The following is a 21,609-nucleotide window of genomic DNA, read 5'->3' as shown; positions in this document are numbered from 1 at the left end:
TCCGATATTTTTTTAATTAACAGTAAAAGAAGTGATAGAACTTGTAGTTACTTGTGTGCTTTGCGAGGGTATTGGCAATTCAATTCCTGCCATCCCTAAATCTGATAATCGATAATCAACAGTCACTTCAGAAAGAATGAGTCCTGTGTTTGCGGCATAATAATTCTTAATAACTAAAGCATTTTGTGGTGCTAATAATGGCAATTCTATAATAGTCCCAGCAATATTGATTTCAGCAAGTATTTCTAAATTTAAAACAATTCTAGACTCAATCACGTCATTGAATGTTTGAGAACCAACGGTGTAACTCGCTAAAATGGCATCTTGAAATGTCGTTGAAGTATAATTAATGATTAGGGGCAATGTTTCTCCAGTATCGAGCATGATATCTTCATTTAAAGTATCAGACAGAATACTTAATTCTGGATTTGTTGCATTAGCGTCAAATAAAATAACGTCGTTTAACGGTATTGAAATTTCAGGAAAACCTTCAACAGGAGTTCCTAGAGAACCATTTATGATAAGTTGTCCATTGGACTTTCTAACCAAGTTATCAGCAAGTACAGAAACCATCAACCCGTTACTAGGCTGTGTCGCATCTAAGTTTGTGTAAGTTTGACCATTGGCTTGTTGCGTTCCCATTTCGAATAAAGTATCTTGAGTTGTGCCCATTTCACTTTCGTTGCTATAATTCCAAGAAGAACCAGCGGTCAAAGGAAAATAGTCCGACATATTTGAATTTTCTGTGGAACTATCATCGTCACTATTACAACTAATTAAAGCCGTGGCGAAAAGGAAAAGATATATTTTTTTCATATGTATTTCCCATTTAAAAGGGAGTTTGTTTGATTAGTATTATAAAATTTTGCCAAATATAGCAAAATGAAATTGGAGGTGTTACGAAGTTTTAAAATCAGCATACAACTTAGCAATCAACGCAACTATTATTTTTAAAAGTGCAGGCTATAATTTACATTTGTTGAAAACACCTTTTATGGCTGGAAATACATTTGGTTCTCTATTTAAAGTGACCACGTTTGGCGAATCTCACGGTGAGGCACTTGGCGGAATCATTGATGGATGTCCCGCAGGACTTGACCTCGATTTTGATGCCATTGAAACCGAAATGCAACGAAGAAAACCCGGCCAATCAAAAATAGTAACACAACGAAAAGAGCCAGACGCCGTAAAATTTTTAAGCGGAATCTTTGAAGGCAAAACAACGGGAACTCCTATTGGATTTGTGATTGAAAATACCAATCAAAAATCTAAAGACTACTCACATATTAAGGATACCTATCGCCCGAGTCATGCAGATTATACCTATGACAAAAAATATGGAGTTCGTGATTATCGCGGAGGTGGAAGGTCTTCAGCGCGCGAAACGGCAAGTAGGGTAGCGGCTGGAGCTATTGCGAAGCAGCTGCTTTCGAATATTAAAATCAATGCTTTTGTGTCATCGGTTGGGGATATTTTTATTGACAAACCGTATCAAGAATTGGATTTCAGTAAAATTGAAAGCAACGACATACGATGCCCGGATGAGGCAACTGCAAAAAAAATGATTACCCGTATCAATAAAATCAAAAAACAGGGAGACACAGTTGGTGGAACAATTACCTGTGTTTTGCAAAATGTGCCCGTTGGGCTTGGTGAGCCGGTATTTGATAAGCTGCATGCGCAACTGGGCAAAGCAATGTTGTCCATCAATGCGGTAAAGGGATTTGAGTTTGGTAGCGGCTTCTGTGGTGCTAGGATGAAAGGAAGCGAACACAATGATTTATTTAACGAAGATGGCACTACCAGGAGCAATCTTTCTGGTGGAATTCAAGGTGGAATTAGCAATGGAATGGACATCTACTTTAGAGTCGCTTTTAAACCCGTTGCAACCATTATGCAAAAACAAGAAACGATTAATAGCAAAGGCGAAATGACCGAAATGCAAGGAAAAGGAAGGCATGATCCCTGCGTAGTTCCTCGAGCTGTTCCCATTGTGGAGGCGATGGCAGCACTTGTTCTGGCCGATTTTTGGTTACTGAATAAAATGTCTAAATTGTAAGCTTACGCGAAAATTTTAAAGAGACTAAAAATGTTTTATTTGTTTAATATTTCCGAAGTAATTGAAACGAAGAAAAGTAGTTTTTGATTTTGACCGAAACTTAAAAATAATATAGATTTAAAGGCAAGAAAATAACGTATGAAAAAACTAGCATTACACTGGCAAATATTATTAGGAATGGCTCTGGGAGTTGTTTTCGCATTGTTATTGAGCAATTTTGCTTGGGGGAATGATTTAATTTCAGACTGGATAAAACCTTTTGGAACCATCTTTATCAATTCATTAAAATTGATTGCAGTTCCTTTAATTTTTGCTTCTTTGGTAAAAGGAGTTTCAGATTTAAAAGATATTTCGAGTCTCTCAAAAATGGGACTTAGAACTATCATTACTTATGTGATTACAACGGTAATTGCTGTGTCAATTGGACTTGCAGTTGTAAATCTAGTAGGTCCAGGAAAAACAATTTCAGAAGATACCAGAAGCGAACTCGTAGAAGCTTACGGCGGCGAAGCACAACTGAGACAGGATGCTGCAAAAAACCAAAAAGAAGCTGGGCCATTGCAAGCCTTAGTAGATTTAGTTCCCGATAATATTGTTGGTGCTGCATCTAACAATGGTAATATGTTACAGGTTATTTTCTTTGCGATTTTCTTTGCTATTGGGTTGATTTTAATACCAGAGAAAGATTCAAAACCGGTTAAAAAATTCTTTGATGGTTTTAATGAAGTTATCTTAAAAATGATTGATTTGATTATGCTCGCCGCGCCTTATGGAGTGTTTGCTTTATTGGCAGCTTTAGTGGTCGAAGCACCAAGTGCAGACTTGTTCGCGGCACTTGGCATGTATGCGCTTTGTGTTGTTGGCGGTTTGGCGCTTATGGTTGGTGTTTATGTTTTAATGGTTTGGGTGTTCACTAAAAAATCTCCCTCATTTTTCTTAAACGGAATTGCTCCTGCACAATTACTTGCCTTTTCAACCAGTAGTAGTGCGGCAACATTGCCAGTGACTATGGAGCGTGTTGAAGAACATCTTGGTGTTAAAAAAGAGGTGACTAGTTTTGTTTTACCCATTGGCGCAACCATCAATATGGATGGTACCAGTTTGTACCAAGCCGTTGCAGCAGTTTTTATTGCGCAGGCTTTTGGGATGGATTTAGATTTTAGTACGCAACTAGGTATTATAGTTACTGCTACATTGGCATCTATTGGATCAGCTGCAGTGCCTGGCGCAGGAATGGTAATGTTAGTCATTGTGCTTGCTCAAGCTGGAATTCCAGAGGCTGGTTTGGCTTTAATTTTTGCTATAGATAGACCCCTTGATATGTGCCGTACAGTAATCAATGTAACTGGTGACGCTACTGTTTCTATGCTTGTTGCAAAATCTCAAGGAAAATTAGGAGAGCCACATGTTAAGGATTGGGATGATAATTATAAGAAATAAAGTATTTATTTTAGATGCCAGTTCTCTTTATAAGGACTCTTAAAAATGCATCTATGATTTATAATATAAAAGGCTTTTTATAAAGTATGGAGTAAGAAGTATATGATAATTAGTAAATTTTAAAATTTCAGAAAAAAACCAACTAGTATGAATGTTTGCTTTATAATGTATCCATGGGACGAAATGGACCCCGAAAATGATTCTACACTCGCAATGATCAATGAGTTTGCAAAACGTGGTCACGGTGTGGCAAATACAACCCCAGCAAATTTAACGATTAGAGATAGTGTTGCTTTTGCCTTTTCGCGGTGTTTAAAACGTGCAGATAAAATTTCAAACAATCTAAAATCATTTCATTCAAAAGCTGAGTTTTATGATGAAATGCTTCCTCTTGCAGGCTTTGACGTAATTATCCTTCGCAGCAATCCACCACTAGATATGATCATGCTCAACTTCCTCGATAGTGTGAAAGATGATGTATTTATCATGAATGACCTCGACGGAATAAGACGCGCTAACAATAAATTGTACACAGCTGTTTTTGAGGACGATAAAAACGATTTTATCCCTAGAACACATGTCACAAAAAACAAGGAATACCTAAAGAAAATCATTAAAGAAGGACCAGATAAGATGATATTAAAACCATTAAATGGGTTTGGAGGTTCTGGGGTTATTTTGATAGAAAAACGAGCCATGAAGAGTATTAATTCTTTGTTGGATTTCTACATCGATAACAAAGATGGTACTTCAAACTATGTAATATTACAGAATTACATAGAAGGAGCGGACCAAGGAGACGTAAGAGTCTTATTGTTAAATGGGCAGCCCATAGGTGCCATGCGACGAGTTCCGGGCGAAGAAGATCATCGCAGTAACGTAAGTGCAGGTGGTAGTGTTCAAAAACATAGTCTTACAAAACAGGAAAAAGAATTGTGCCGTCGCATTGGTCCCAAACTCGTCAAAGACGGTCTTTATTTTTGTGGTATCGACGTTATCGGAGGCATGCTCGTAGAGGTGAATGTTATGTCACCGGGTGGAATTACTTACATTAATAAGGTCTATAAAACAAGACTACAAGAAAAAATAATCGATTTTGTAGAAGATAAGGTCGAAGAACGCGTTACGGCTTTTGAACGTCGAACCAAATTGAGAAAGCACGTAAAAGATGCATAGTATATTTACTTCTGAAATTTTAAAACAACAGCATTAATGACAAGATTACCCATTTCAGAAATCATAAAAAATATTAAAAAGGAAATAATTTTTGAAGCCGTTTCCGAAGATTATTCCTTCACTATAAAAATTGATAAATATGTTCCGTATGCCTGTGGTGCTGTGCACCATGGGCATCAATTCCGAAGAGAACTTTGGAACAATTGTTTGCATACTGAATACGATAGATGGTTTGAAGAAGACCCTTGCACAAAGGAGTTTGTAAAAACACATCCCATTGTAATCGCTGGTTGTGATAGTCGTTTTGAGTATGATTTAAATCGCGACCCATCAAACGCTATTTATGAGGATGCTTGGGGGAAAAAACTTTGGAAAACTCCGTTGGATGAAAAAAATAAGCGGAAAAGTTTGAGCAAGCATGATGCATTCTACACTGTGGTCCACGCATTGATAAAAAAATTGGAAGAAAAATTTGAGCATGTAATAGTTTACGACATGCACAGTTATAATTGGAAACGCTGGGATAGGGAAGTGCCGGTGATTAATTTAGGCACATCAAATATTGATAATCAGCGTTTTGGTCATTTTGTCGAAACATGGAGGGAATCACTATCAAACTTAAAATTACCACACGCAATTGAATCAACATCAAAAATAAATGACACGTTTCAGGGGAATGGATATTTTCTGAAATATATTACGTCAAACTTTACTAACACATTAGTCCTCGCAACCGAATTCAAAAAAATATATTGTGATGAATTGGAACAAATCATATTCCCCGAAGTCGTCCACGCAATTGAACAACAATTACAATCTAAAATCAAAGAACACGCCGAAGAATTTGTCAAAGCACACAAATAGGGCTCTAATAATTGCTATTTTTGCCATCAATGAAATCGATAATGATAACTTCTCAAAAAACAATACATCCCAATCTTACCAAAATTGACAATAATCTTCATTTACTTGTTCAAAAGATTGAGTTGCTCAACTATATCAATCCAATTAATATTGAGCAGGAGAAGAGAAATTTTTTCAGCTCAAAATATAATGTTACTCCAAATTTCAAATACCGCAGGATAGATTTTGACGCTTACAAATTGCAGCAACAGTTGTTCTCTCAGGATATTGATAGCATTAAAGATGAACAATCTCAAGCTTTTTTTAGAGATGTCATTTATGATTATTCTAGTTTAATTCAGTGTATTGAAACCATTGGGCAAGGAAGTAAGTTTTACTACAATGCCTTGAAGGGCTTTGGAACTCCCACAGATAAAGACGTTGAAAATGCAAAATTTATCCTTCATTTTATCGATGAAGAATATGATACTGAAATGATTCCCGTTTTCTATGCCCATGAAGCGGCAGAATATTTTAAGGAATTTGTTAAGCAGTACGATTTTGATTTGAATATTAAATTTTCGAATAAAATTTCGGCGGCAGCCATGGTTCAGAACAATACCAAAACATTAATTCTTAAAAAGAATCATAGGTATAGCCCCAACCAACTCAAAGTACTTGCAAATCATGAAATAGGAGTTCACTTGGTAACCACATTTAACGGTATCAACCAGCCATTAAAAATTTTCTATAATGGATTTCCGAAAAATGTGGAAACTCAAGAAGGCCTTGCTGTTTTTAGTGAATACATGAGTGGATGTTTAACACTACATCGATTAAAAGAATTGTCGTACCGCGTCATTGCTGCAGATGGACTTCGCCGTGGATTTGATTTTTGTGATACGTTTGATGTATTACACAATCAATACAAATTAAATAGGGAAGAAGCTTATAACATTTCTTTACGAGCGCATCGGGGTGGAGGATTTACAAAAGATTATATGTACCTCACGGGACTTAAAAAGGTATATGATGCTTATAACGGTGGTTCAAAATTAGATTCGTTAATGTCAGGAAAAGTTTCGTTAGAGTATCAAGGAATGGTTACTAAATGGCAAGAACAGGGTCTTGCTGAGGAAAATCAGTTTTGCAATTTTGCTTTTGAAAGCAATGAAAATAAAAATCAAAAGCTAGATTTTATTTTGAAGAATTTGAAGTAGTAATTATTTAATATTTCTACAGAAATTTAGCCCTCAAATCAGGCGTTGGAATCATACAACTATCTTTTTTACCATACCATTTATAGCGGTTTTTAGCTATGTAGTCGTAAACCGCATTTCTGATAAACTTGGGCACAATTATAAAAGCATATAATAAAGGCCAGCCACCAGATAAGTGCCTTGCAGCATATAAGGCCGCTGATGATTTTGTAAAAGCCTTACCATTTTTTATGAGCACAATTGAGTCTGTCTCCTTAGTGTCAATACTGTATTTTTCCAAAATAGATTTCCCAGGTTCTTCTTGCAATGCACCAAAACGGAAAACATCATTCTTATCTCTTTTAATAACAAAATTAATTGAGCTATTGCAAAGATTGCAAACGCCGTCAAATAAGATAATAAGATGTTGTTCTTTATTCATATTTTTCAAACCTTTTCCAATTCCTCTACACTCACATTTGTCGTGAATATCCCGTAATTTACTGTTGCTTTTTTCTTTTCAATTTTATCAATAGTGCCTATCGCTTTTCCATCTATCATTCGTACTCTATCACCTTCTTTTAATGTTATTTTTGGCTTCGGTGGTGGTGCTTTTTTAGCCTCAGCTTTTTCTTGTTTTTTACGTTCCCTGATTACCTCTACTTTTTTTTCAACTTCTTCTAACGTAATTCGTTCTTTTGCTTTTACTTCTTTTTTCTTTCTTGGAGCTATCTTTTTTCGTTTTGTATTTTCAACGAGCACCATTTTAAAAAGTTCATCAAAAAGTATTTTCTTTTTTTTATTATTATGGAATCGCTCTGCCAATGAGTCGAATTTTTTTCCAATACTTATCAATTTTTGATTGGCATCGTACAGCTCTTGATAATTTTCTAATTTTTCCTGAACTTTTGCATTGATAGCTTTTAAATCCCGTTCTTCTTTACGTGCCTTTTCTGCTGAAGTTTCCAACGATTCTGAGGTCTTGCGCAATTTAGACCGTTCCTTTTGAAGATTTGCAATGGACTTATCAAACCTAATCTTACCACGTTCCACTTTCTTTTTTGACTTATTGATTAAGCTATACGGAATCCCATTTTTTTGAGCTACTTCAAACGTAAATGAACTTCCAGCTTCACCTAAAAACAATTTGTACAATGGCTCAAGCGTCTTGCTATCAAAAAGCATATTGGCATTGATGGCATGGGGTAATTCGTTTGCTAATAACTTTAAATTGGCGTAATGCGTCGTAATGATTCCAAAGGCTTCTCGTTCGTAGAAAACTTCGAGAAAGGTTTCAGCAAGTGCTCCTCCTAGTTCTGGGTCACTTCCGGTTCCAAATTCATCAATTAAAAATAGTGTTTTGTTGTTACATTTCCGAAGAAAATGATTCATCTTTTTCAATCTGTAACTGTACGTACTCAAATGATTTTCAATAGATTGATTGTCTCCAATATCTGTCAAAACCCTATCAAAATAGCACATTTCGCTTTGCGGTTCCACGGGAATCAACATACCGCTCTGAAACATTAATTGCAATAATCCCACGGTTTTCAACGTGATACTTTTCCCTCCGGCATTGGGTCCCGAAATTACTATAATGCGCTCTTCGTGTTTCAATGAAATACTCTGTGGAAATGTTTTTTCCTTACGCTTTTTGTTTGCAACCAATAATAATGGGTGATACGCATTCAGTAATGAAAGCGACCGCTCTTTTGAAATTATGGGTAAAACACCGTTGATATCATTTGCATATCTCGCTTTTGAAAACATGCAATCAATGTCAATCAAGTAGTTTTGATACGACACTAAAAGTTCTTTGTAAGGGCGTACATATTCGGTGAGCATTTTGAGAATTCGCTTTATTTCTTCGCGCTCTTCATAGTATAAATTGCTAAGCTCAGTAGTAAATTCGTAGGTTTCTAAAGGTTCTATATAAACAATGCTTCCCGTCTTTGAAGTACCGTGAACAGTACCTTTTACTTTACGACGGTGCATTGCTTTTACGGCTAGTACGCGACGATTATCCACTACAGACTCTTTAATTTCATCAAGATAATCCGCTCCAGAATAACGACTCAAAGCCTTGCTAAAAGAAGAATTAATTTGCCCTTTGACAACATTTAATCGCCTGCGGATAATAGCCAACTCTTGCGATGCATCATCTTTAACCTCGCCATATTTATCAAAAATACTTTGAATTTCTTCGGAAATATTAGAAACGTAATCTATGAGCGATGCATGACTATTGAGGTATACATAAAACTCATTAAATTTTGAAAAAAACTTTAAAAGAATTCTAGTAGTTTCGGTGATTGTCAAAATCTTCCGAAATCCCGAAGTTTCTAAAATGCTATTTTCAATATCCAGTAATTGGAGTTCTTTAAAAATTGGTTCAAAACCGTGATTGGGAATAGGGGAGTCACTGCCAAAAGATGCCGTAAACTCTTTTACTCTATGCAATTCTGGTTCAATATCACTTTGGTCGCTAAAAGGTTGTGTTTCAATAACACGTTGCTTTCCCGGGGCGGTAATACTATATTGTGACACCTGTTCTAAAACAGCGTGAAATTCTAAATCTTCTAATGTCTTTTTGTCAATTTTTATCATGGGCGTCCCAACGTGCTGGGAATCTTATTCAAAGTAATCTTTTGTTATTCATTTCAGATTACATAATTTTTCATTTTCATTGTAAAACCAAACCTCAAAGTCTAATTTTGCACTACAAAAATACGCATAATGGATATAAAAATTGAACCAAGTTGGAAGCGAGTTTTAGAAGCAGAATTTGAAAAAGAGTATTTTAAAAATCTCATCGAGTTTGTAAAATCTGAATACAAAAAATACACCTGTTTTCCACCTGGTAAATCCATTTTTGCCACATTTGACCATACACCATTTAATGATGTTAAAGTAGTTATTATTGGTCAAGATCCGTATCACGGGCCAGGACAAGCCAATGGACTTTGCTTTTCCGTGGCAGATGTGGTTGCGATACCGCCATCATTGCAAAATATGTATAAAGAAATCTATAGCGATTTGAACATTGAAACTCCTATTTCTGGAAACTTAGAAAGATGGGCTTCTCAAGGTGTTTTGTTACTGAATGCAACATTAACAGTAAGAGCACACCAAGCGGGAAGTCATCAAAAAAAGGGATGGGAAGAATTTACAGACGCAGTGATTCGTGAAATTTCAGAAAAAAGAGAAGGAGTTGTATTTTTACTTTGGGGTGGATATGCAAAGAAAAAAGGAGCTAAGATTGATACTTCAAAACACCTTGTTTTAACCAGTGGGCATCCCTCTCCATTGAGTGCGAATAGGGGGTATTGGTTTGGGAATAAGCATTTCAGTCAAACAAACGATTTTTTAAAGGCACAAAAAAAGTCACCAATAGCATGGTGACTTTCTAAACTTAAATTAAAATATAAAAAAAATTACTCGTCTTCAGGGATGTTCGGCTCGGTTGCGTCGTTACAGCTAAACTGCAATAAAAGAAAGTTAGTAACTAAAAGTGAACCGAGTATTATTAAAAATGTAGTCATAATTATGAGATTATATAACTAAGATGCAAAATTGTTTTACGGGTTGCGTAAAAGTTGGCAAAAAAGTTAATTATTTCTCAATCTTATCTTAATTATTTAGTTAATATGCTCAATTTCAGAATTTTGATATTTTAAAAATAATTTATAATGAAGCTATTATTTCCGAAGCATCCACAGTTTTATCAATTAATTCCAACTGCATTAATTTTTCTTGTACTTTTTCAACCTGCTTTTCGGTAAGATTTTCTTGGCTCCACTCGGTTAGCGACAACCATTCTTTTACATCTTCAACTTTTTGTCCATAGCGCTTAGCAATCATGGTATCGATAGCGGGTATTTCCTTGAACTCTCGTGTTGTCCTATTTATAACTTGTAGTATGTTTTTAATGGCCTCAGCGTCATTTTCCAAAACCTCATTTCTTACAGCAATAACAAAACAAGGCCACGGAGTAGGGCATTCGCCCACAATGTCAAAAGGACCATCATCTACATAAGGTTTTGTGGTAAATTTTTCCCACATAAAATAGTCGCCAATGCCTTCGGGAAGTCCATTTAAGGCTCCATCAAGGTCTTTTATGACTTCAAATTTCAAATCCTTTTCGGTATCCCAGCCTTGATTTTCGGCATTGACATACGCCATCAAATGCGAACCAGAACCATATCTGCTAATCGCAACTTTGGTTCCTTTTAAATCTGAAACTTCCTCGTAATCGCTATTTTTTGCAACATGAATCCCCCAGATTAATGGAGATTTGACAAATACTTGCACGATTTTGCTGTCATTTCCATTGATGATATCTCTAATAATACCTTCGGTTAGAATGACTGCCATGTCAATTTCTCCATCTCGCAACGCATTGCACATTTGACCGGTTCCACCGTAATAATCTTTCCAACGTAAGTTGATATCAAACTCATGGTATTCCTTGTCGCGTAGCGTTAAATACCAAGGTAAATTGAAATGTTCTGGCACACCGCCAATTTTAAATTGCTTCATTGTAATAACAAATCTAGGGTCTTTTTTATTAATTTATCCACAGTCGTGTCAGGATTTTTACTAAAATCTCCGGTAGCTCGGTTTGCTAAAATTGCATTTAGTGAAACCGCACGATGTCCCAGCAATTTTGAAAGTCCATAAATGCCAGAAGTTTCCATCTCGAGATTGGTAATTTTTCTATGATTTAATTCGAACGATTGCAGTTTGTCATTCAACATAGCATCTTGAGTTTGCAGCCTTAGAATGCGTCCCTGCGGACCATAAAACCCCACGTTAGTAGCCGTAATTCCTGGGATAATTTTTTCTTCGGAAATGAATTTTTTTAATAAATCTTCATCAGCTTTAACAACATACGGTGTGGATTTATGGGGATTCCAATTTGAAAACTCCATAAAAGCTTCGGAAAATTGACTGTCTAAAAAATCTACGTTTCCATAAAAATGAAGCAAATTATCAAACCCAATAGCAATTTCCGAAGCTAAAAAACTATCTATTTTAATTTCTGGTTGGATTGCTCCGCTGGTTCCAATCCTGATAAAATCTAATTGCTGAAATTGAGACTTTACAACTCTCGTTGTGAAATCGATATTAGCTAAAGCGTCAAGCTCATTGAAAACGATGTCAATGTTGTCAGTCCCTATTCCTGTTGAAATAACCGTGAGTCTTTTGCCTTTGTAAGTACCAGTTTGAGTTTTAAACTCTCTGCGGTGCATGCTAACTTCAATGGTGTCAAAATATTTTGTAACGTGCTCTACACGGTCAGGGTCACCCACCGTAATTATAGTGCTTGCAATCTCACCTGGTTTAAGATTAAGGTGATAAATGCTTCCATCCGGATTTAGGATTAGTTCGCTATTTGATAAATTTGGGATGTTAGACATTACATTGTTTCAATCTATTTATTAACCACCAACGCGTTTTGTTTTAAAACCTTTTTCTTGAAGGAATTGCATTATTCTGTCTCGGTAGTCTCCTTGGATGACAATCTCTTCGTTTTTAAAACTTCCTCCAACGCTCAATAATTGTTTTATCTCTTTTGCGAGTTGTTTAAAGTCACTTTGCGCTCCGTTATATCCAGCAATAATGGTAATAGGTTTTCCTTTTCGTTTTTCATATTTACATAGAAGAGGCTCGTCTTGTAACCAAACTGTGCTTTCTTCCTCTTTGGGAAGTTCTTTTTCTTCGTGGTCGGGAAATAAGTTTTTGAGTTGGTCTTTTAGGTCCATATAATTTATTTAAGATGTAGGATTTTGGCTGTAAAATGTAAAGTGCTTAATGCTTTAAATAAAACAATTATTCCAGTTGTAGCACATTTCCGAAGAAAATCAACAATAATTACTTTTTAATCAATCCTATTTCAACCAATCTTTGGTGCAAGAACTCGCCTGCCGTGATATCTTCAAAAGCTTTTGGGTGGTCTTTGTCTACACATTCTGGCATACAATTCAACTTCATATTACCACGCGGATGCATAAAAAACGGAATGGAATATCTAGGATTTCCCCATTCTTCTTTTGGAGGATTTACCACTCTGTGAATCGTTGAACGCAATTTGTTATTGGTATGTCTTTCCAGCATATCACCTACGTTGATTACCAATTCATCCTCCTGCGGAATGGCATCAATCCACTCACCATCCTTGCGCAACACCTGCAATCCGCCTGTAGATGCACCCATCAATAAAGTAATTAAATTAATATCGCCATGTGCTCCTGCGCGCACCGCTCCTTTGGGTTCTTCTGTAATAGGAGGGTAGTGGATTGGGCGTAGAATACTATTCCCATTTGCTGCCCAATGGTCAAAATAATACTCATCAACACCTATGTATAAAGCCAAGGCTCTCAATACATAAATCCCAGTTTTTTCTAGCATTCTGTATGCTTCCATTCCAGTTTTATTGAAATCTGGAAGTTCCTCGACGATTACATTTTTAGGATATTCTTCTGAAAGATTTGCGTCTTCAGTGGGTTCTTGCCCAAAATGCCAAAACTCTTTTAAATCTCCTTCTTTTTTTCCTTTTGCGTGTTCCTTTCCAAAACTTACATAACCACGTTGCCCGCCAAGCCCTTCAATTTCATATTTCTTTTTATCCTCAACATCCATCGCAAAAAATGCTTTGATTTCTTTGTATAATTCTGAAACCAAACTGTCATCTAAAAAATGATTTTTTAATGAAACAAAACCAATTTCTTCGTAAGCACTACCAATGGCATCCACAAATTTTTGCTTTCGTTTGGGGTCATCACTGAGAAAATCGGCTAAATCTACACTCGGGATATTATTCATAGTTTTATTTTTTAGGATACAAAGATACCAAAATAGGCTCTTATTTCAGCATTGAAAAAAAGGAGATAATTTAGCATTCAGTACCCTATTTTTCCTAAATTTGGCATCTTATATAGCTTCCAAATGACTACAGAAACTACAAAAAAAATCCACTTTGATTATCAACGTGGTAATATTCAAGAAGAAACATTAATACACCTTTACAAATCAATGCTAAAACCTCGAATGATTGAGGAGAAGATGTTGATTTTACTAAGACAGGGAAAGATTTCAAAATGGTTTAGCGGTATTGGACAGGAAGCAATTTCTGTTGGTATTACTTCCATTTTAGACAAAGAAGAATACATTTTACCCATGCATCGCAACTTGGGAGTTTTTACATCGCGCGAAATCCCATTGTATCGCTTGTTTTCTCAATGGCAAGGAAAAGCGAATGGTTTCACAAAAGGTCGTGACCGTAGTTTTCACTTCGGAACTCAGGAATTTAATATTGTTGGGATGATTAGCCATTTAGGACCACAATTTGGAGTTGCTGCCGGTATCGGTTTAGCTAATAAATTAAAAGGTAATAACCAAGTATGTGCTGTATTTACAGGGGAAGGTGGTACCAGTGAAGGCGATATTCACGAAGCGTTGAACGTAGCAAGTGTTTGGCAATTGCCCGTTTTGTTTTGTATTGAAAATAACGGCTACGGACTTTCTACACCTACGAGCGAGCAATATAATTGTGAACATCTCGCTGACCGCGGAAAGGGATATGGCATGGAATCTCATATTATTGAAGGAAATAACATTCTTGAAGTTTACACAAAGGTGAAATCGCTTGTTGATGATATGCGTGTTAATCCAAGACCTGTATTGTTGGAATTTCAAACCTTTAGAATGCGTGGGCACGAAGAGGCGAGTGGTACTAAATATGTGCCACAAGATTTAATGGATGAGTGGGAAGCAAAGGATCCCCTCATAAATTTTGAAAATTATCTCATTTCAGAAAATATTATCAATGATGATTTTATTGAAGATTTAAAAGTTGAAATTAAAGCTGAAATTGATGGTAATTTAGATCTTGCTTTTAATGAAGAAGTAATTAAAGCAGATTTAACTACTGAATTATATGATGTATTTCAAAATCATATATATCAAGAAGTTAAACCAAATAAGGAAACAGAAAATCTACGATTAATCGATGCCATTTCTCAAGGATTAAAACAAGCGATGGAGCGTCATGATAATACCGTGATTATGGGACAAGATATCGCCGAGTACGGCGGTGTTTTTAAAATTACAGAGGGGTTTCTAGATGCCTTTGGGAAAGAGCGAGTGCGAAATACTCCTATTTGTGAGTCGGCTATTGTTTCAGCAGCTATGGGACTTTCTATTTCTGGTTTTAAGGCAATTATGGAAATGCAGTTTAGTGATTTTGCAACTTCAGGTTTTAATCCTATTGTTAATTACTTGGCAAAATCTCATTATCGCTGGAATCAGAATGCAGATGTTGTGGTAAGAATGCCTTGTGGAGCAGGTGTAGGAGCTGGTCCTTTTCACAGTCAGACCAACGAAGCTTGGTTTACACATACACCAGGTTTAAAAGTGGTTTATCCGGCTTTTCCTTATGATGCAAAGGGTTTGATTGCTTCGGCAATTGAAGACCCAAATCCAGTTATGTATTTTGAGCACAAGGCATTGTACAGAAGTATTCGCCAAGAAGTACCAACAGACTATTACACCATTGAAATTGGCAAAGCTGCTATTTTAAAAGAAGGTAATGATGTCACTATAATTACATACGGAGCGGGAGTTCATTGGGCGTTAGATACATTAGAAAACAATAGTCACATTTCCGCAGACCTTATTGATTTACGTTCACTCGCACCTTTAGATACTGAGGCTATTTATGCTTCGGTTAAAAAGACTGGCAAAGCCATAATTATGCAAGAAGATGCTATGTTTGGTGGGATTGCGAGTGATATTTGTTCAATGATAATGGAAAATTGTTTTGAGCAATTAGACGCACCTGTTAAGAGAGTTGCTAGTTTAGATACTCCAATTCCTTTTGCTGCTAATCTGGAGGAACAATATTTATCGAAGGGGAAATTTGAATCCTCGCTTTTAGATTTGTTGTCGTACTAAACGTTAATCCAAAAGAAAATAGCTTTTAATAAAACCATTTATTTTAACATAAAATTTGTTAAAATAGATGGTTTTATTACACTAATGTTAATGATTTCAATGTGGTAAATTAAAAACAACACATTAATATCATTTAACATTTTAAGTTAAACTTCATACAAAGTACATACATACAACGTGAACTGAATGTAAATTTGACGTATTACTAACTCAAAAACACATATATTATGATACGTTGGATTATTATCTTTTTAGTTATTGCACTTATTGCTGGAGTTTTAGGATTCGGAGGAATTGCTGGAGCATCTGCTGGGATTGCAAAAATTATTTTTTACATCTTTTTAGTTGTATTGGTAGTTTCACTTTTAATGAGAATTTTAAGAAAATAAATTTCACTTTAATTAACAACTCAATTTAATTTACAACCTATGAAAAAATTAGTTATGCTTATCGCTTTAGGCTTCGCCGCAATTTCTTGTGGTGTGCCTAAAACGGTGATTCAATCAAAAAAAGTAATCAAAGGACAATGGTTACTAAATTCAATAACGTATGACCAGTCTGGAACTTATAACATGACTGTTTTCAATGACACTTCAAAAGAATGTTTTGAAGGTAGTTTATGGCGTTTTATTCCTAATAATAACACTGGTACTTATTCTATAGGTGGAGATACATGTCCAAATGGTGATCGTAATTTTATATTCACAATTCAAGAAGTAGATGCAGATAGTGGTTATTATGATTTCCTGTTGAAACCAACAAATGAAAAAGGAAAATCTGAAACAAATGTTGGATTTAGAGTAAGGCTAACGCAATTGAGTGAGAGCAACATGCAATGGGAGCAAAACGTAATGGTAGATGGAAAGCCTTTCGCATTTAAAATGAATTTTTCAAAAACAGAATAATATAAATTATGAAAACACTTATTAGAAAAGTATCGATTTTGGCAATGAGCCTAGTTGTAGTTGTCGGAATGACAAGTTGTGAAGCAACTAAAAATGCAAACAATAAGCAAAAAGGTGCTGTTATTGGTGCTGCAGGTGGCGCAGTTCTTGGAGCGGTACTAGGTAACAATATTGGAAAAGGTGGAAACGGAGAACTCGGAGCTGTTATAGGTGGAGTTGTTGGTGGAGGAGCTGGAGTACTTATTGGTAGTAGAATGGACAAACAAGCTCAAAAAATTGAAACAGAAATTCCTGGAGCAAAAGTAGAGCGTGTTGATGATGGTATCGTAGTAACATTTGATGAAAATAGTGGTGTTTATTTTGATACAGCTAAATACAATATTAACGCTGCATCACAGTCTACACTAGATAAACTTGCTGGTGTTTTAATGGAATACCCTGATACAAATGTATTGGTTATTGGACATACTGATAGCGTGGGTAGTGACGTAAATAACATGACGCTTTCTAAAAATAGAGCAATGTCAGTTACTAATTATTTCACTGCAACAAAAGGTTTAAGTTCAGGTAGATTTACGACAAACTGGTATGGTGAGCAATCTCCGGTAGGGGATAATGCAACGGCTGAAGGTCGTGCTATGAATCGTCGTGTAAATGTAGTTATTGTTCCTAACGAAAAAATGATTCAGGACGCAGAAAATCAAGCAAATAAGGGATAATATTTTAATCCTTCTTAAAAACCCATTCATAAAGTTTTGTGAATGGGTTTTTTTGTTGCTCGAAGTTGGCGACCTTTAGGGTATGTCTGAAAAAACAGATTTTGATGTCATAATTATTGGCGGTGGCCTTGCTGGATTAACAAGCGCTATACACCTTTCAAAAAATAATCTCAAAATTCTTTTGGTTGAGAAATATCAATTTCCACATCATAAGGTTTGTGGGGAATATATTTCAAACGAAATTATACCCTACCTTAATGAATTAGACATTTTCCCATTGGCAGAGGGTGCCAAGAACATAACACAATTTGAAATTACAACAAATGCTGGAAAATCCATACACACAAAACTTCCTTTAGGTGGATTTGGGATGAGTCGATACGCATTGGATTTACTGCTTTATAAAAAAGCTATTGAAACTAGCAGCATTATAATAGATACGGTAACGGAAATACATTTTTCTTCGGAAATTTTTAGGGTGGAAACGAGTACTGGAAAAAATTATACTACGGAATATGTATTGGGAGCCTTCGGAAAGCGTTCCAATTTAGATATCAAATTAAACCGAAATTTCATCAAACAAAAATCGCCTTGGCTTGCCGTAAAGGCTCATTACGAATACGATATGCCCGAAAATAAAGTGGCATTACATAATTTTGAAGGTGGTTATTGTGGCCTGTCAAAAATTGAAACAGGCGCTGTAAATGCTTGTTATTTAACTACTTTTAATTCTTTTAAAAAACACAATGATATTGATGAATTTCAAAAGCAAGAAATGTCAAAAAATCCGCATTTAGAACATTTTTTCAATACTTCAAAAATGCTTTTTGAAAAACCGTTAACAATAAGTCAAGTTTCATTTCAGAATAAAAAACCAGTGGAAAACCATATCATAATGATTGGCGATAGTGCCGGATTGATTCATCCACTCTGCGGAAACGGGATGGCAATGGCAATCCATAGCGCTAAATTATTTTCTGAAATTTTTATCCAACATAAAGATTCAAAAAACCGAAAATTTATAGAGGAAACTTATGCTGCATTATGGCAAAAAACATTCTCAAGTAGAATGAAAACGGGAAGTTTGATTCAGCGATTATTATTAAAACCCACACTGGCAAACGTAGCATTCAAGGCGGCAAAATCAGTACCATCAATACTTCCTCACATTATAAAACGCACGCACGGAAACGTAACAATATGATTACCTTTTCAAATACATATCGCTCCACACAACCAGAAATCATGGATGATTTTGAGTTGCAAGGCCCAGAAATGGAAACGCTGTTAACCGATTTGAAACGCGTTAATTCTTTGCTAGGTGGAACAAATATTACCATTGATGGCATCAAAATTTTACTCAAAAACGTGGATAAGTCAAAGCCTATTGTCATTGCAGACATAGGATGTGGCGATGGAGAATTGTTGCGGAATTGTGCAAGATACCTTCGGAAAAAGGGGTTTACCTTTTTATTGATTGGTGTTGATGCAAATCCTTTTATTTTAAAAGAAGCCGAAAAGAGATCCCTCAACTTCCCCGAGATTTCATTCAAAGCAATCAATATTTTTTCCGAAGAAATAAAAACACTGGAAACTGACATTTCGCTGTGCACCCTTTTTTTACATCACTTTAGTGATGAGAAGATTGTAGATATTTTGCAAAGATTGATACAACAATCTAACGTTGGAGTGGTCGTTAATGATTTACAAAGAAGCAAGACTGCTTTCAATCTTTTTAAGGTTTTTAGTGCTATTTTTATAAAAACCAAGATTGCCAAACATGATGGTCTTGTTTCGGTGGCAAGGGGTTTTAAGGAAAAGGAATTAAAAATTTTATCAAAAAAAATATCCAATCAAAAATCTACCATTTTATGGAAATGGGCTTTTAGGTATCAATGGATTCTAAAAAAGAAAATGATTTAAAATTTCAGCAGATTATAATAAAAAATATGCCAGTAAAAATAACAGCGGTTGCTAAACAATTGCCACAATATACAAGAGAAACAAACGAAATTATTCCCTTTGTGGAGCAGTGGATGGTGCATCAAGAAAGCCGCTTTAAGCGCAAAGTGATAAAACTTTTTGAAGGTGCTGGAGTAGATAGGCGATACAGTATCATGAATCCAATTGAGGTATTCACAAACCCAAGTTTTGAAGCTCGAAATGATATTTATGTTCGGGAAGTTAAAAAGTTGGGAAGCCAAGCATTAAAAAATGCCTTAAATAAAACTAATTGGGAAGTCTCAGATATTGATTTTATCATTACCGTAAGTTGCACGGGGATTATGATACCTTCGGTGGATGCATATCTGATAAACGAATTTCAAATGCGCCAAGATATTGTACGCTTGCCAGTTACAGAAATGGGTTGCGCCGCGGGAGTTTCGGGTATCATTTACGCTAATAATTTTTTAAAGGCAAATCCGGGCAAAAGAGCCGCTGTAATTGCCATCGAAGCTCCAACTGCAACATTTCAATTGGAAGATTATTCCATGGCAAATATTGTAAGTGCGGCAATTTTTGGTGATGGAGCGGCCTGTGTGCTGTTATCCTCAAATGACGAAGATAAAGGGCCAAAAATATTGGCCGAAGAAATGTACCATTTTTATGATGCCACTTCAATGATGGGATTTAAGCTTGTAAATACTGGTTTACAGATGATTCTGGACAAACAAGTTCCACAAACAATTAGTGACCATTTTCCTGCAATCGTTCATCCTTTTCTAGAAAAAGTTGGAAAGAAAATTGAAGATGTTGATCATTTAATATTTCATCCGGGCGGAAAAAAAATTGTACAAACCGTGGAGGAACTTTTCGGGAGTTTAGGAAAAAATATTGACGACACAAAAGAAGTGCTGCGGAAATATGGAAACATGAGCAGCGCAACCGTGCTATACGTTTTAGAAGAATTTATGGATAGGGATCTGGAAAAAGGCCAACTAGGATTAATGTTGAGCTTTGGACCGGGCTTTTCAGCGCAACGAGTGTTGCTAGAATTTTAAGGAAATAAAAATGAATCTAACTAAAAATAAATATGCATTAATACTTGGTGGCAGCAGTGGGTTAGGCCTCGCCACCGCTCAAAAATTAGCTGCCTCAGGATATAATATTTGTATTGTGCATCGCGATAGAAAAAGCAATTTAGAAGCGTTTGAAATGCAAGTGAATGCAATGAAATCGTATGGAGCCGAAGTAATCACCTTCAATAAAGACGCATTAAAATCCGAAACAATTGAAGAAGTACTATCACAAATACCAAAAAAAAGTATCAAAATATTAGTTCATAGCATCGCAAAGGGAAGTTTGCAACCATTACTATCTGAGGAAAGAAATCTCACAAAAGAAGATTTAAACATTACATTACATGCCATGGCAACAAGCTGGTGGCAATGGACACAAGCACTTATTAAAGCAGATAAAATTTCTGCTGAAATGAGAAACATTGCATTTACCAGCGAAGGAAATACAAAAGTGTGGCATGGCTACGGAGCAGTCTCAGCAGCCAAAGCGACACTCGAAGCCCTCATGAGACAAATGGCAGTGGAGCTCGCTCCATTAGGGATTACAACCAACTGTATTCAAGCAGGAGCGACGAAAACCCCATCGTTTAATATGATTCCCGGAAGCGAACAGCTCGCAAAAGGAGCAAAAAAACGGAATCCTTTTAACCGAATGACAACTCCGCAAGACGTAGCAAACGCTGCATTTTTATTATGCCAGCCTGAAGCATCTTGGATTAACGGGAATGTTTTAAAAGTTGATGGAGGGGAGAGTTTGAGGTAAACTAGTTCTAAAGTATGTATTGTCTTTTCAGAGCACTAAAAATAAATCTATAAATGAATCTAGAATCAATCGTATCAAAACTTCCGTACTCAAAACCATTTCTTTTTGTGGACGAACTAGAAGGAGTCAATGAAAAAGGGGCGATTGGCAGCTACACATTCCATGAGGATAGCTATTTTTATGAAGGTCATTTTAAAGACAACCCAATAACACCGGGCGTTATAATCACTGAGTGCATGGCGCAAATAGGTGTAGTTTGTTTAGGAATTTTTTTAATGGAAACCGAAATTTTAAAACATCCAACTGTTGCGATGTCAAACACAAGTATAGATTTTTACAAACCGGTATTTCCAGGAGAAAAGGTAAAAGTGATATCAGAAAAGATGTATTTTAGATTTAATAAATTGAAATGCAAAGTACGCATGCTCAATGAAAAAAATGAAGTAGTTGCTTTGGGAGAGATTAGTGGAATGATTGGATAATTATGAATAAAACCCATTTGTAATCTTAGACGATTCCCGGTTAATCGG

Annotated in this window: 22 protein-coding genes; 15 read left to right on the top strand and 7 right to left on the bottom strand. The window is 35.9% G+C overall.

Annotated elements, in window-relative coordinates:
• Positions 1–12 precede the first annotated feature (12 nt).
• The gene (locus ACSHW7_RS06715) at positions 13–816 is read right to left on the bottom strand and encodes a hypothetical protein (protein WP_435678563.1); all 804 of its coding nucleotides are present in this window, start codon (positions 814–816) and stop codon (positions 13–15) included.
• A gap of 178 nt (positions 817–994) precedes the next feature.
• On the opposite strand from ACSHW7_RS06715, the gene aroC reads away from it, so the two are divergent.
• The 5 genes from aroC (at position 995) to ACSHW7_RS06690 (ending at position 6,738) form a co-directional block, all read left to right on the top strand.
• Positions 995–2,059 carry a chorismate synthase gene (gene aroC / locus ACSHW7_RS06710; RefSeq protein ID WP_435678562.1) on the top strand — a complete coding sequence of 355 codons (1,065 nt, stop codon included), beginning with the start codon at positions 995–997 and terminating at the stop codon, positions 2,057–2,059.
• A 138-nt stretch (positions 2,060–2,197) separates the two neighbouring features.
• On the top strand, positions 2,198–3,499 hold the full coding sequence (locus ACSHW7_RS06705; RefSeq protein WP_435678561.1) for a dicarboxylate/amino acid:cation symporter: 1,302 nt from the start codon (positions 2,198–2,200) through the stop codon (positions 3,497–3,499).
• Between the two features lie 147 nt (positions 3,500–3,646).
• Positions 3,647–4,675, top strand: a complete 1,029-nt coding sequence (gshB, locus tag ACSHW7_RS06700; RefSeq protein ID WP_435678560.1) for a glutathione synthase — start codon at positions 3,647–3,649, stop codon at positions 4,673–4,675.
• A 36-nt stretch (positions 4,676–4,711) separates the two neighbouring features.
• Entirely contained in the window at positions 4,712–5,539 is an 828-nt protein-coding gene (locus tag ACSHW7_RS06695; RefSeq protein WP_435678559.1) for an N-formylglutamate amidohydrolase, read from the top strand.
• A gap of 41 nt (positions 5,540–5,580) precedes the next feature.
• A complete protein-coding gene (locus tag ACSHW7_RS06690; RefSeq protein WP_435678558.1) occupies positions 5,581–6,738 on the top strand; it encodes a flavohemoglobin expression-modulating QEGLA motif protein in 1,158 nt (385 codons plus the stop codon).
• A 16-nt stretch (positions 6,739–6,754) separates the two neighbouring features.
• Here the strand turns inward: ACSHW7_RS06690 and ACSHW7_RS06685 are convergent, their stop codons facing one another.
• Both ACSHW7_RS06685 and ACSHW7_RS06680 read right to left on the bottom strand, forming a co-directional pair.
• Entirely contained in the window at positions 6,755–7,159 is a 405-nt protein-coding gene (locus ACSHW7_RS06685) for a thiol-disulfide oxidoreductase DCC family protein (RefSeq protein ID WP_435678557.1), read from the bottom strand.
• 5 nt (positions 7,160–7,164) lie between these two features.
• A complete protein-coding gene (locus ACSHW7_RS06680) occupies positions 7,165–9,324 on the bottom strand; it encodes an endonuclease MutS2 (RefSeq protein WP_435678556.1) in 2,160 nt (719 codons plus the stop codon).
• A 129-nt stretch (positions 9,325–9,453) separates the two neighbouring features.
• On the opposite strand from ACSHW7_RS06680, the gene ung reads away from it, so the two are divergent.
• A complete protein-coding gene (ung, locus tag ACSHW7_RS06675) occupies positions 9,454–10,119 on the top strand; it encodes a uracil-DNA glycosylase (RefSeq protein ID WP_435678555.1) in 666 nt (221 codons plus the stop codon).
• A gap of 282 nt (positions 10,120–10,401) precedes the next feature.
• Here the strand turns inward: ung and ACSHW7_RS06670 are convergent, their stop codons facing one another.
• The 4 genes from ACSHW7_RS06670 to ACSHW7_RS06655 form a co-directional block, all read right to left on the bottom strand.
• On the bottom strand, positions 10,402–11,256 hold the full coding sequence (locus ACSHW7_RS06670; RefSeq protein ID WP_435678554.1) for a substrate-binding domain-containing protein: 855 nt from the start codon (positions 11,254–11,256) through the stop codon (positions 10,402–10,404).
• Positions 11,253–12,137 carry a nucleoside phosphorylase gene (locus tag ACSHW7_RS06665; RefSeq protein ID WP_435678553.1) on the bottom strand — a complete coding sequence of 295 codons (885 nt, stop codon included), beginning with the start codon at positions 12,135–12,137 and terminating at the stop codon, positions 11,253–11,255. Before ACSHW7_RS06665 ends, ACSHW7_RS06670 begins: the two co-directional genes overlap by 4 nt.
• 21 nt (positions 12,138–12,158) lie before the next feature.
• Positions 12,159–12,482 carry a translation initiation factor gene (locus tag ACSHW7_RS06660; RefSeq protein WP_435678552.1) on the bottom strand — a complete coding sequence of 108 codons (324 nt, stop codon included), beginning with the start codon at positions 12,480–12,482 and terminating at the stop codon, positions 12,159–12,161.
• A gap of 109 nt (positions 12,483–12,591) precedes the next feature.
• Positions 12,592–13,542 carry an isopenicillin N synthase family dioxygenase gene (locus tag ACSHW7_RS06655; protein ID WP_435678551.1) on the bottom strand — a complete coding sequence of 317 codons (951 nt, stop codon included), beginning with the start codon at positions 13,540–13,542 and terminating at the stop codon, positions 12,592–12,594.
• Positions 13,543–13,665: 123 nt separating this feature from the next.
• On the opposite strand from ACSHW7_RS06655, the gene ACSHW7_RS06650 reads away from it, so the two are divergent.
• From ACSHW7_RS06650 to ACSHW7_RS06610, 9 genes are all read left to right on the top strand, one after another.
• A complete protein-coding gene (locus ACSHW7_RS06650) occupies positions 13,666–15,672 on the top strand; it encodes an alpha-ketoacid dehydrogenase subunit alpha/beta (RefSeq protein WP_435678550.1) in 2,007 nt (668 codons plus the stop codon).
• A gap of 227 nt (positions 15,673–15,899) precedes the next feature.
• Entirely contained in the window at positions 15,900–16,061 is a 162-nt protein-coding gene (locus ACSHW7_RS06645; RefSeq protein WP_435678549.1) for a DUF1328 domain-containing protein, read from the top strand.
• A gap of 39 nt (positions 16,062–16,100) precedes the next feature.
• Entirely contained in the window at positions 16,101–16,577 is a 477-nt protein-coding gene (locus ACSHW7_RS06640) for a lipocalin family protein (protein WP_435678548.1), read from the top strand.
• 8 nt (positions 16,578–16,585) lie between these two features.
• Positions 16,586–17,296 carry an OmpA family protein gene (locus ACSHW7_RS06635; RefSeq protein ID WP_435678547.1) on the top strand — a complete coding sequence of 237 codons (711 nt, stop codon included), beginning with the start codon at positions 16,586–16,588 and terminating at the stop codon, positions 17,294–17,296.
• Positions 17,297–17,378: 82 nt separating this feature from the next.
• Positions 17,379–18,500, top strand: coding sequence for an NAD(P)/FAD-dependent oxidoreductase (locus tag ACSHW7_RS06630; RefSeq protein WP_435678546.1), 1,122 nt, complete (start codon positions 17,379–17,381; stop codon positions 18,498–18,500).
• Entirely contained in the window at positions 18,497–19,219 is a 723-nt protein-coding gene (locus ACSHW7_RS06625; RefSeq protein ID WP_435678545.1) for a methyltransferase domain-containing protein, read from the top strand. The genes ACSHW7_RS06630 and ACSHW7_RS06625 overlap by 4 nt, the downstream gene beginning before the upstream one ends.
• A 26-nt stretch (positions 19,220–19,245) precedes the next feature.
• Complete coding sequence (locus ACSHW7_RS06620) at positions 19,246–20,298, top strand: type III polyketide synthase (RefSeq protein ID WP_435678544.1); 1,053 nt, start codon at positions 19,246–19,248, stop codon at positions 20,296–20,298.
• 10 nt (positions 20,299–20,308) lie between these two features.
• Complete coding sequence (locus ACSHW7_RS06615; RefSeq protein ID WP_435678543.1) at positions 20,309–21,079, top strand: SDR family oxidoreductase; 771 nt, start codon at positions 20,309–20,311, stop codon at positions 21,077–21,079.
• Positions 21,080–21,132: 53 nt separating this feature from the next.
• Positions 21,133–21,561 (top strand): 3-hydroxyacyl-ACP dehydratase FabZ family protein, encoded by a 429-nt coding sequence (locus ACSHW7_RS06610; protein WP_435678542.1) that lies wholly within the window; start codon positions 21,133–21,135, stop codon positions 21,559–21,561.
• Positions 21,562–21,609: the final 48 nt, after the last annotated feature.

The organism is Patiriisocius sp., from assembly GCF_051252435.1.
Lineage (GTDB): Bacteria > Bacteroidota > Bacteroidia > Flavobacteriales > Flavobacteriaceae > Patiriisocius.
Note: the sequence above shows the minus strand (reverse complement) of the source record. Positions and strands in the feature narration are given on the sequence as shown.

What these genes read in the sequence shown, in the direction of transcription:
- ACSHW7_RS06655 (WP_435678551.1), bottom strand. Translation starts at nt 13,542, where the DNA reads ATGAATAATATCCCGAGTGTAGATTTAGCCGATTTTCTCAGTGATGAC.
- ACSHW7_RS06645 (WP_435678549.1), top strand. Translation starts at nt 15,900, where the DNA reads ATGATACGTTGGATTATTATCTTTTTAGTTATTGCACTTATTGCTGGA.
- ACSHW7_RS06705 (WP_435678561.1), top strand. Translation starts at nt 2,198, where the DNA reads ATGAAAAAACTAGCATTACACTGGCAAATATTATTAGGAATGGCTCTG.
- ACSHW7_RS06670 (WP_435678554.1), bottom strand. Translation starts at nt 11,256, where the DNA reads ATGAAGCAATTTAAAATTGGCGGTGTGCCAGAACATTTCAATTTACCT.
- ACSHW7_RS06690 (WP_435678558.1), top strand. Translation starts at nt 5,581, where the DNA reads ATGATAACTTCTCAAAAAACAATACATCCCAATCTTACCAAAATTGAC.
- ACSHW7_RS06610 (WP_435678542.1), top strand. Translation starts at nt 21,133, where the DNA reads ATGAATCTAGAATCAATCGTATCAAAACTTCCGTACTCAAAACCATTT.
- ACSHW7_RS06695 (WP_435678559.1), top strand. Translation starts at nt 4,712, where the DNA reads ATGACAAGATTACCCATTTCAGAAATCATAAAAAATATTAAAAAGGAA.
- ACSHW7_RS06630 (WP_435678546.1), top strand. Translation starts at nt 17,379, where the DNA reads ATGTCTGAAAAAACAGATTTTGATGTCATAATTATTGGCGGTGGCCTT.
- ACSHW7_RS06680 (WP_435678556.1), bottom strand. Translation starts at nt 9,324, where the DNA reads ATGATAAAAATTGACAAAAAGACATTAGAAGATTTAGAATTTCACGCT.
- ACSHW7_RS06640 (WP_435678548.1), top strand. Translation starts at nt 16,101, where the DNA reads ATGAAAAAATTAGTTATGCTTATCGCTTTAGGCTTCGCCGCAATTTCT.
- ACSHW7_RS06650 (WP_435678550.1), top strand. Translation starts at nt 13,666, where the DNA reads ATGACTACAGAAACTACAAAAAAAATCCACTTTGATTATCAACGTGGT.
- ACSHW7_RS06660 (WP_435678552.1), bottom strand. Translation starts at nt 12,482, where the DNA reads ATGGACCTAAAAGACCAACTCAAAAACTTATTTCCCGACCACGAAGAA.
- aroC (WP_435678562.1), top strand. Translation starts at nt 995, where the DNA reads ATGGCTGGAAATACATTTGGTTCTCTATTTAAAGTGACCACGTTTGGC.
- ACSHW7_RS06635 (WP_435678547.1), top strand. Translation starts at nt 16,586, where the DNA reads ATGAAAACACTTATTAGAAAAGTATCGATTTTGGCAATGAGCCTAGTT.
- ACSHW7_RS06685 (WP_435678557.1), bottom strand. Translation starts at nt 7,159, where the DNA reads ATGAATAAAGAACAACATCTTATTATCTTATTTGACGGCGTTTGCAAT.
- ACSHW7_RS06715 (WP_435678563.1), bottom strand. Translation starts at nt 816, where the DNA reads ATGAAAAAAATATATCTTTTCCTTTTCGCCACGGCTTTAATTAGTTGT.
- gshB (WP_435678560.1), top strand. Translation starts at nt 3,647, where the DNA reads ATGAATGTTTGCTTTATAATGTATCCATGGGACGAAATGGACCCCGAA.
- ACSHW7_RS06620 (WP_435678544.1), top strand. Translation starts at nt 19,246, where the DNA reads ATGCCAGTAAAAATAACAGCGGTTGCTAAACAATTGCCACAATATACA.
- ACSHW7_RS06665 (WP_435678553.1), bottom strand. Translation starts at nt 12,137, where the DNA reads ATGTCTAACATCCCAAATTTATCAAATAGCGAACTAATCCTAAATCCG.
- ung (WP_435678555.1), top strand. Translation starts at nt 9,454, where the DNA reads ATGGATATAAAAATTGAACCAAGTTGGAAGCGAGTTTTAGAAGCAGAA.
- ACSHW7_RS06615 (WP_435678543.1), top strand. Translation starts at nt 20,309, where the DNA reads ATGAATCTAACTAAAAATAAATATGCATTAATACTTGGTGGCAGCAGT.
- ACSHW7_RS06625 (WP_435678545.1), top strand. Translation starts at nt 18,497, where the DNA reads ATGATTACCTTTTCAAATACATATCGCTCCACACAACCAGAAATCATG.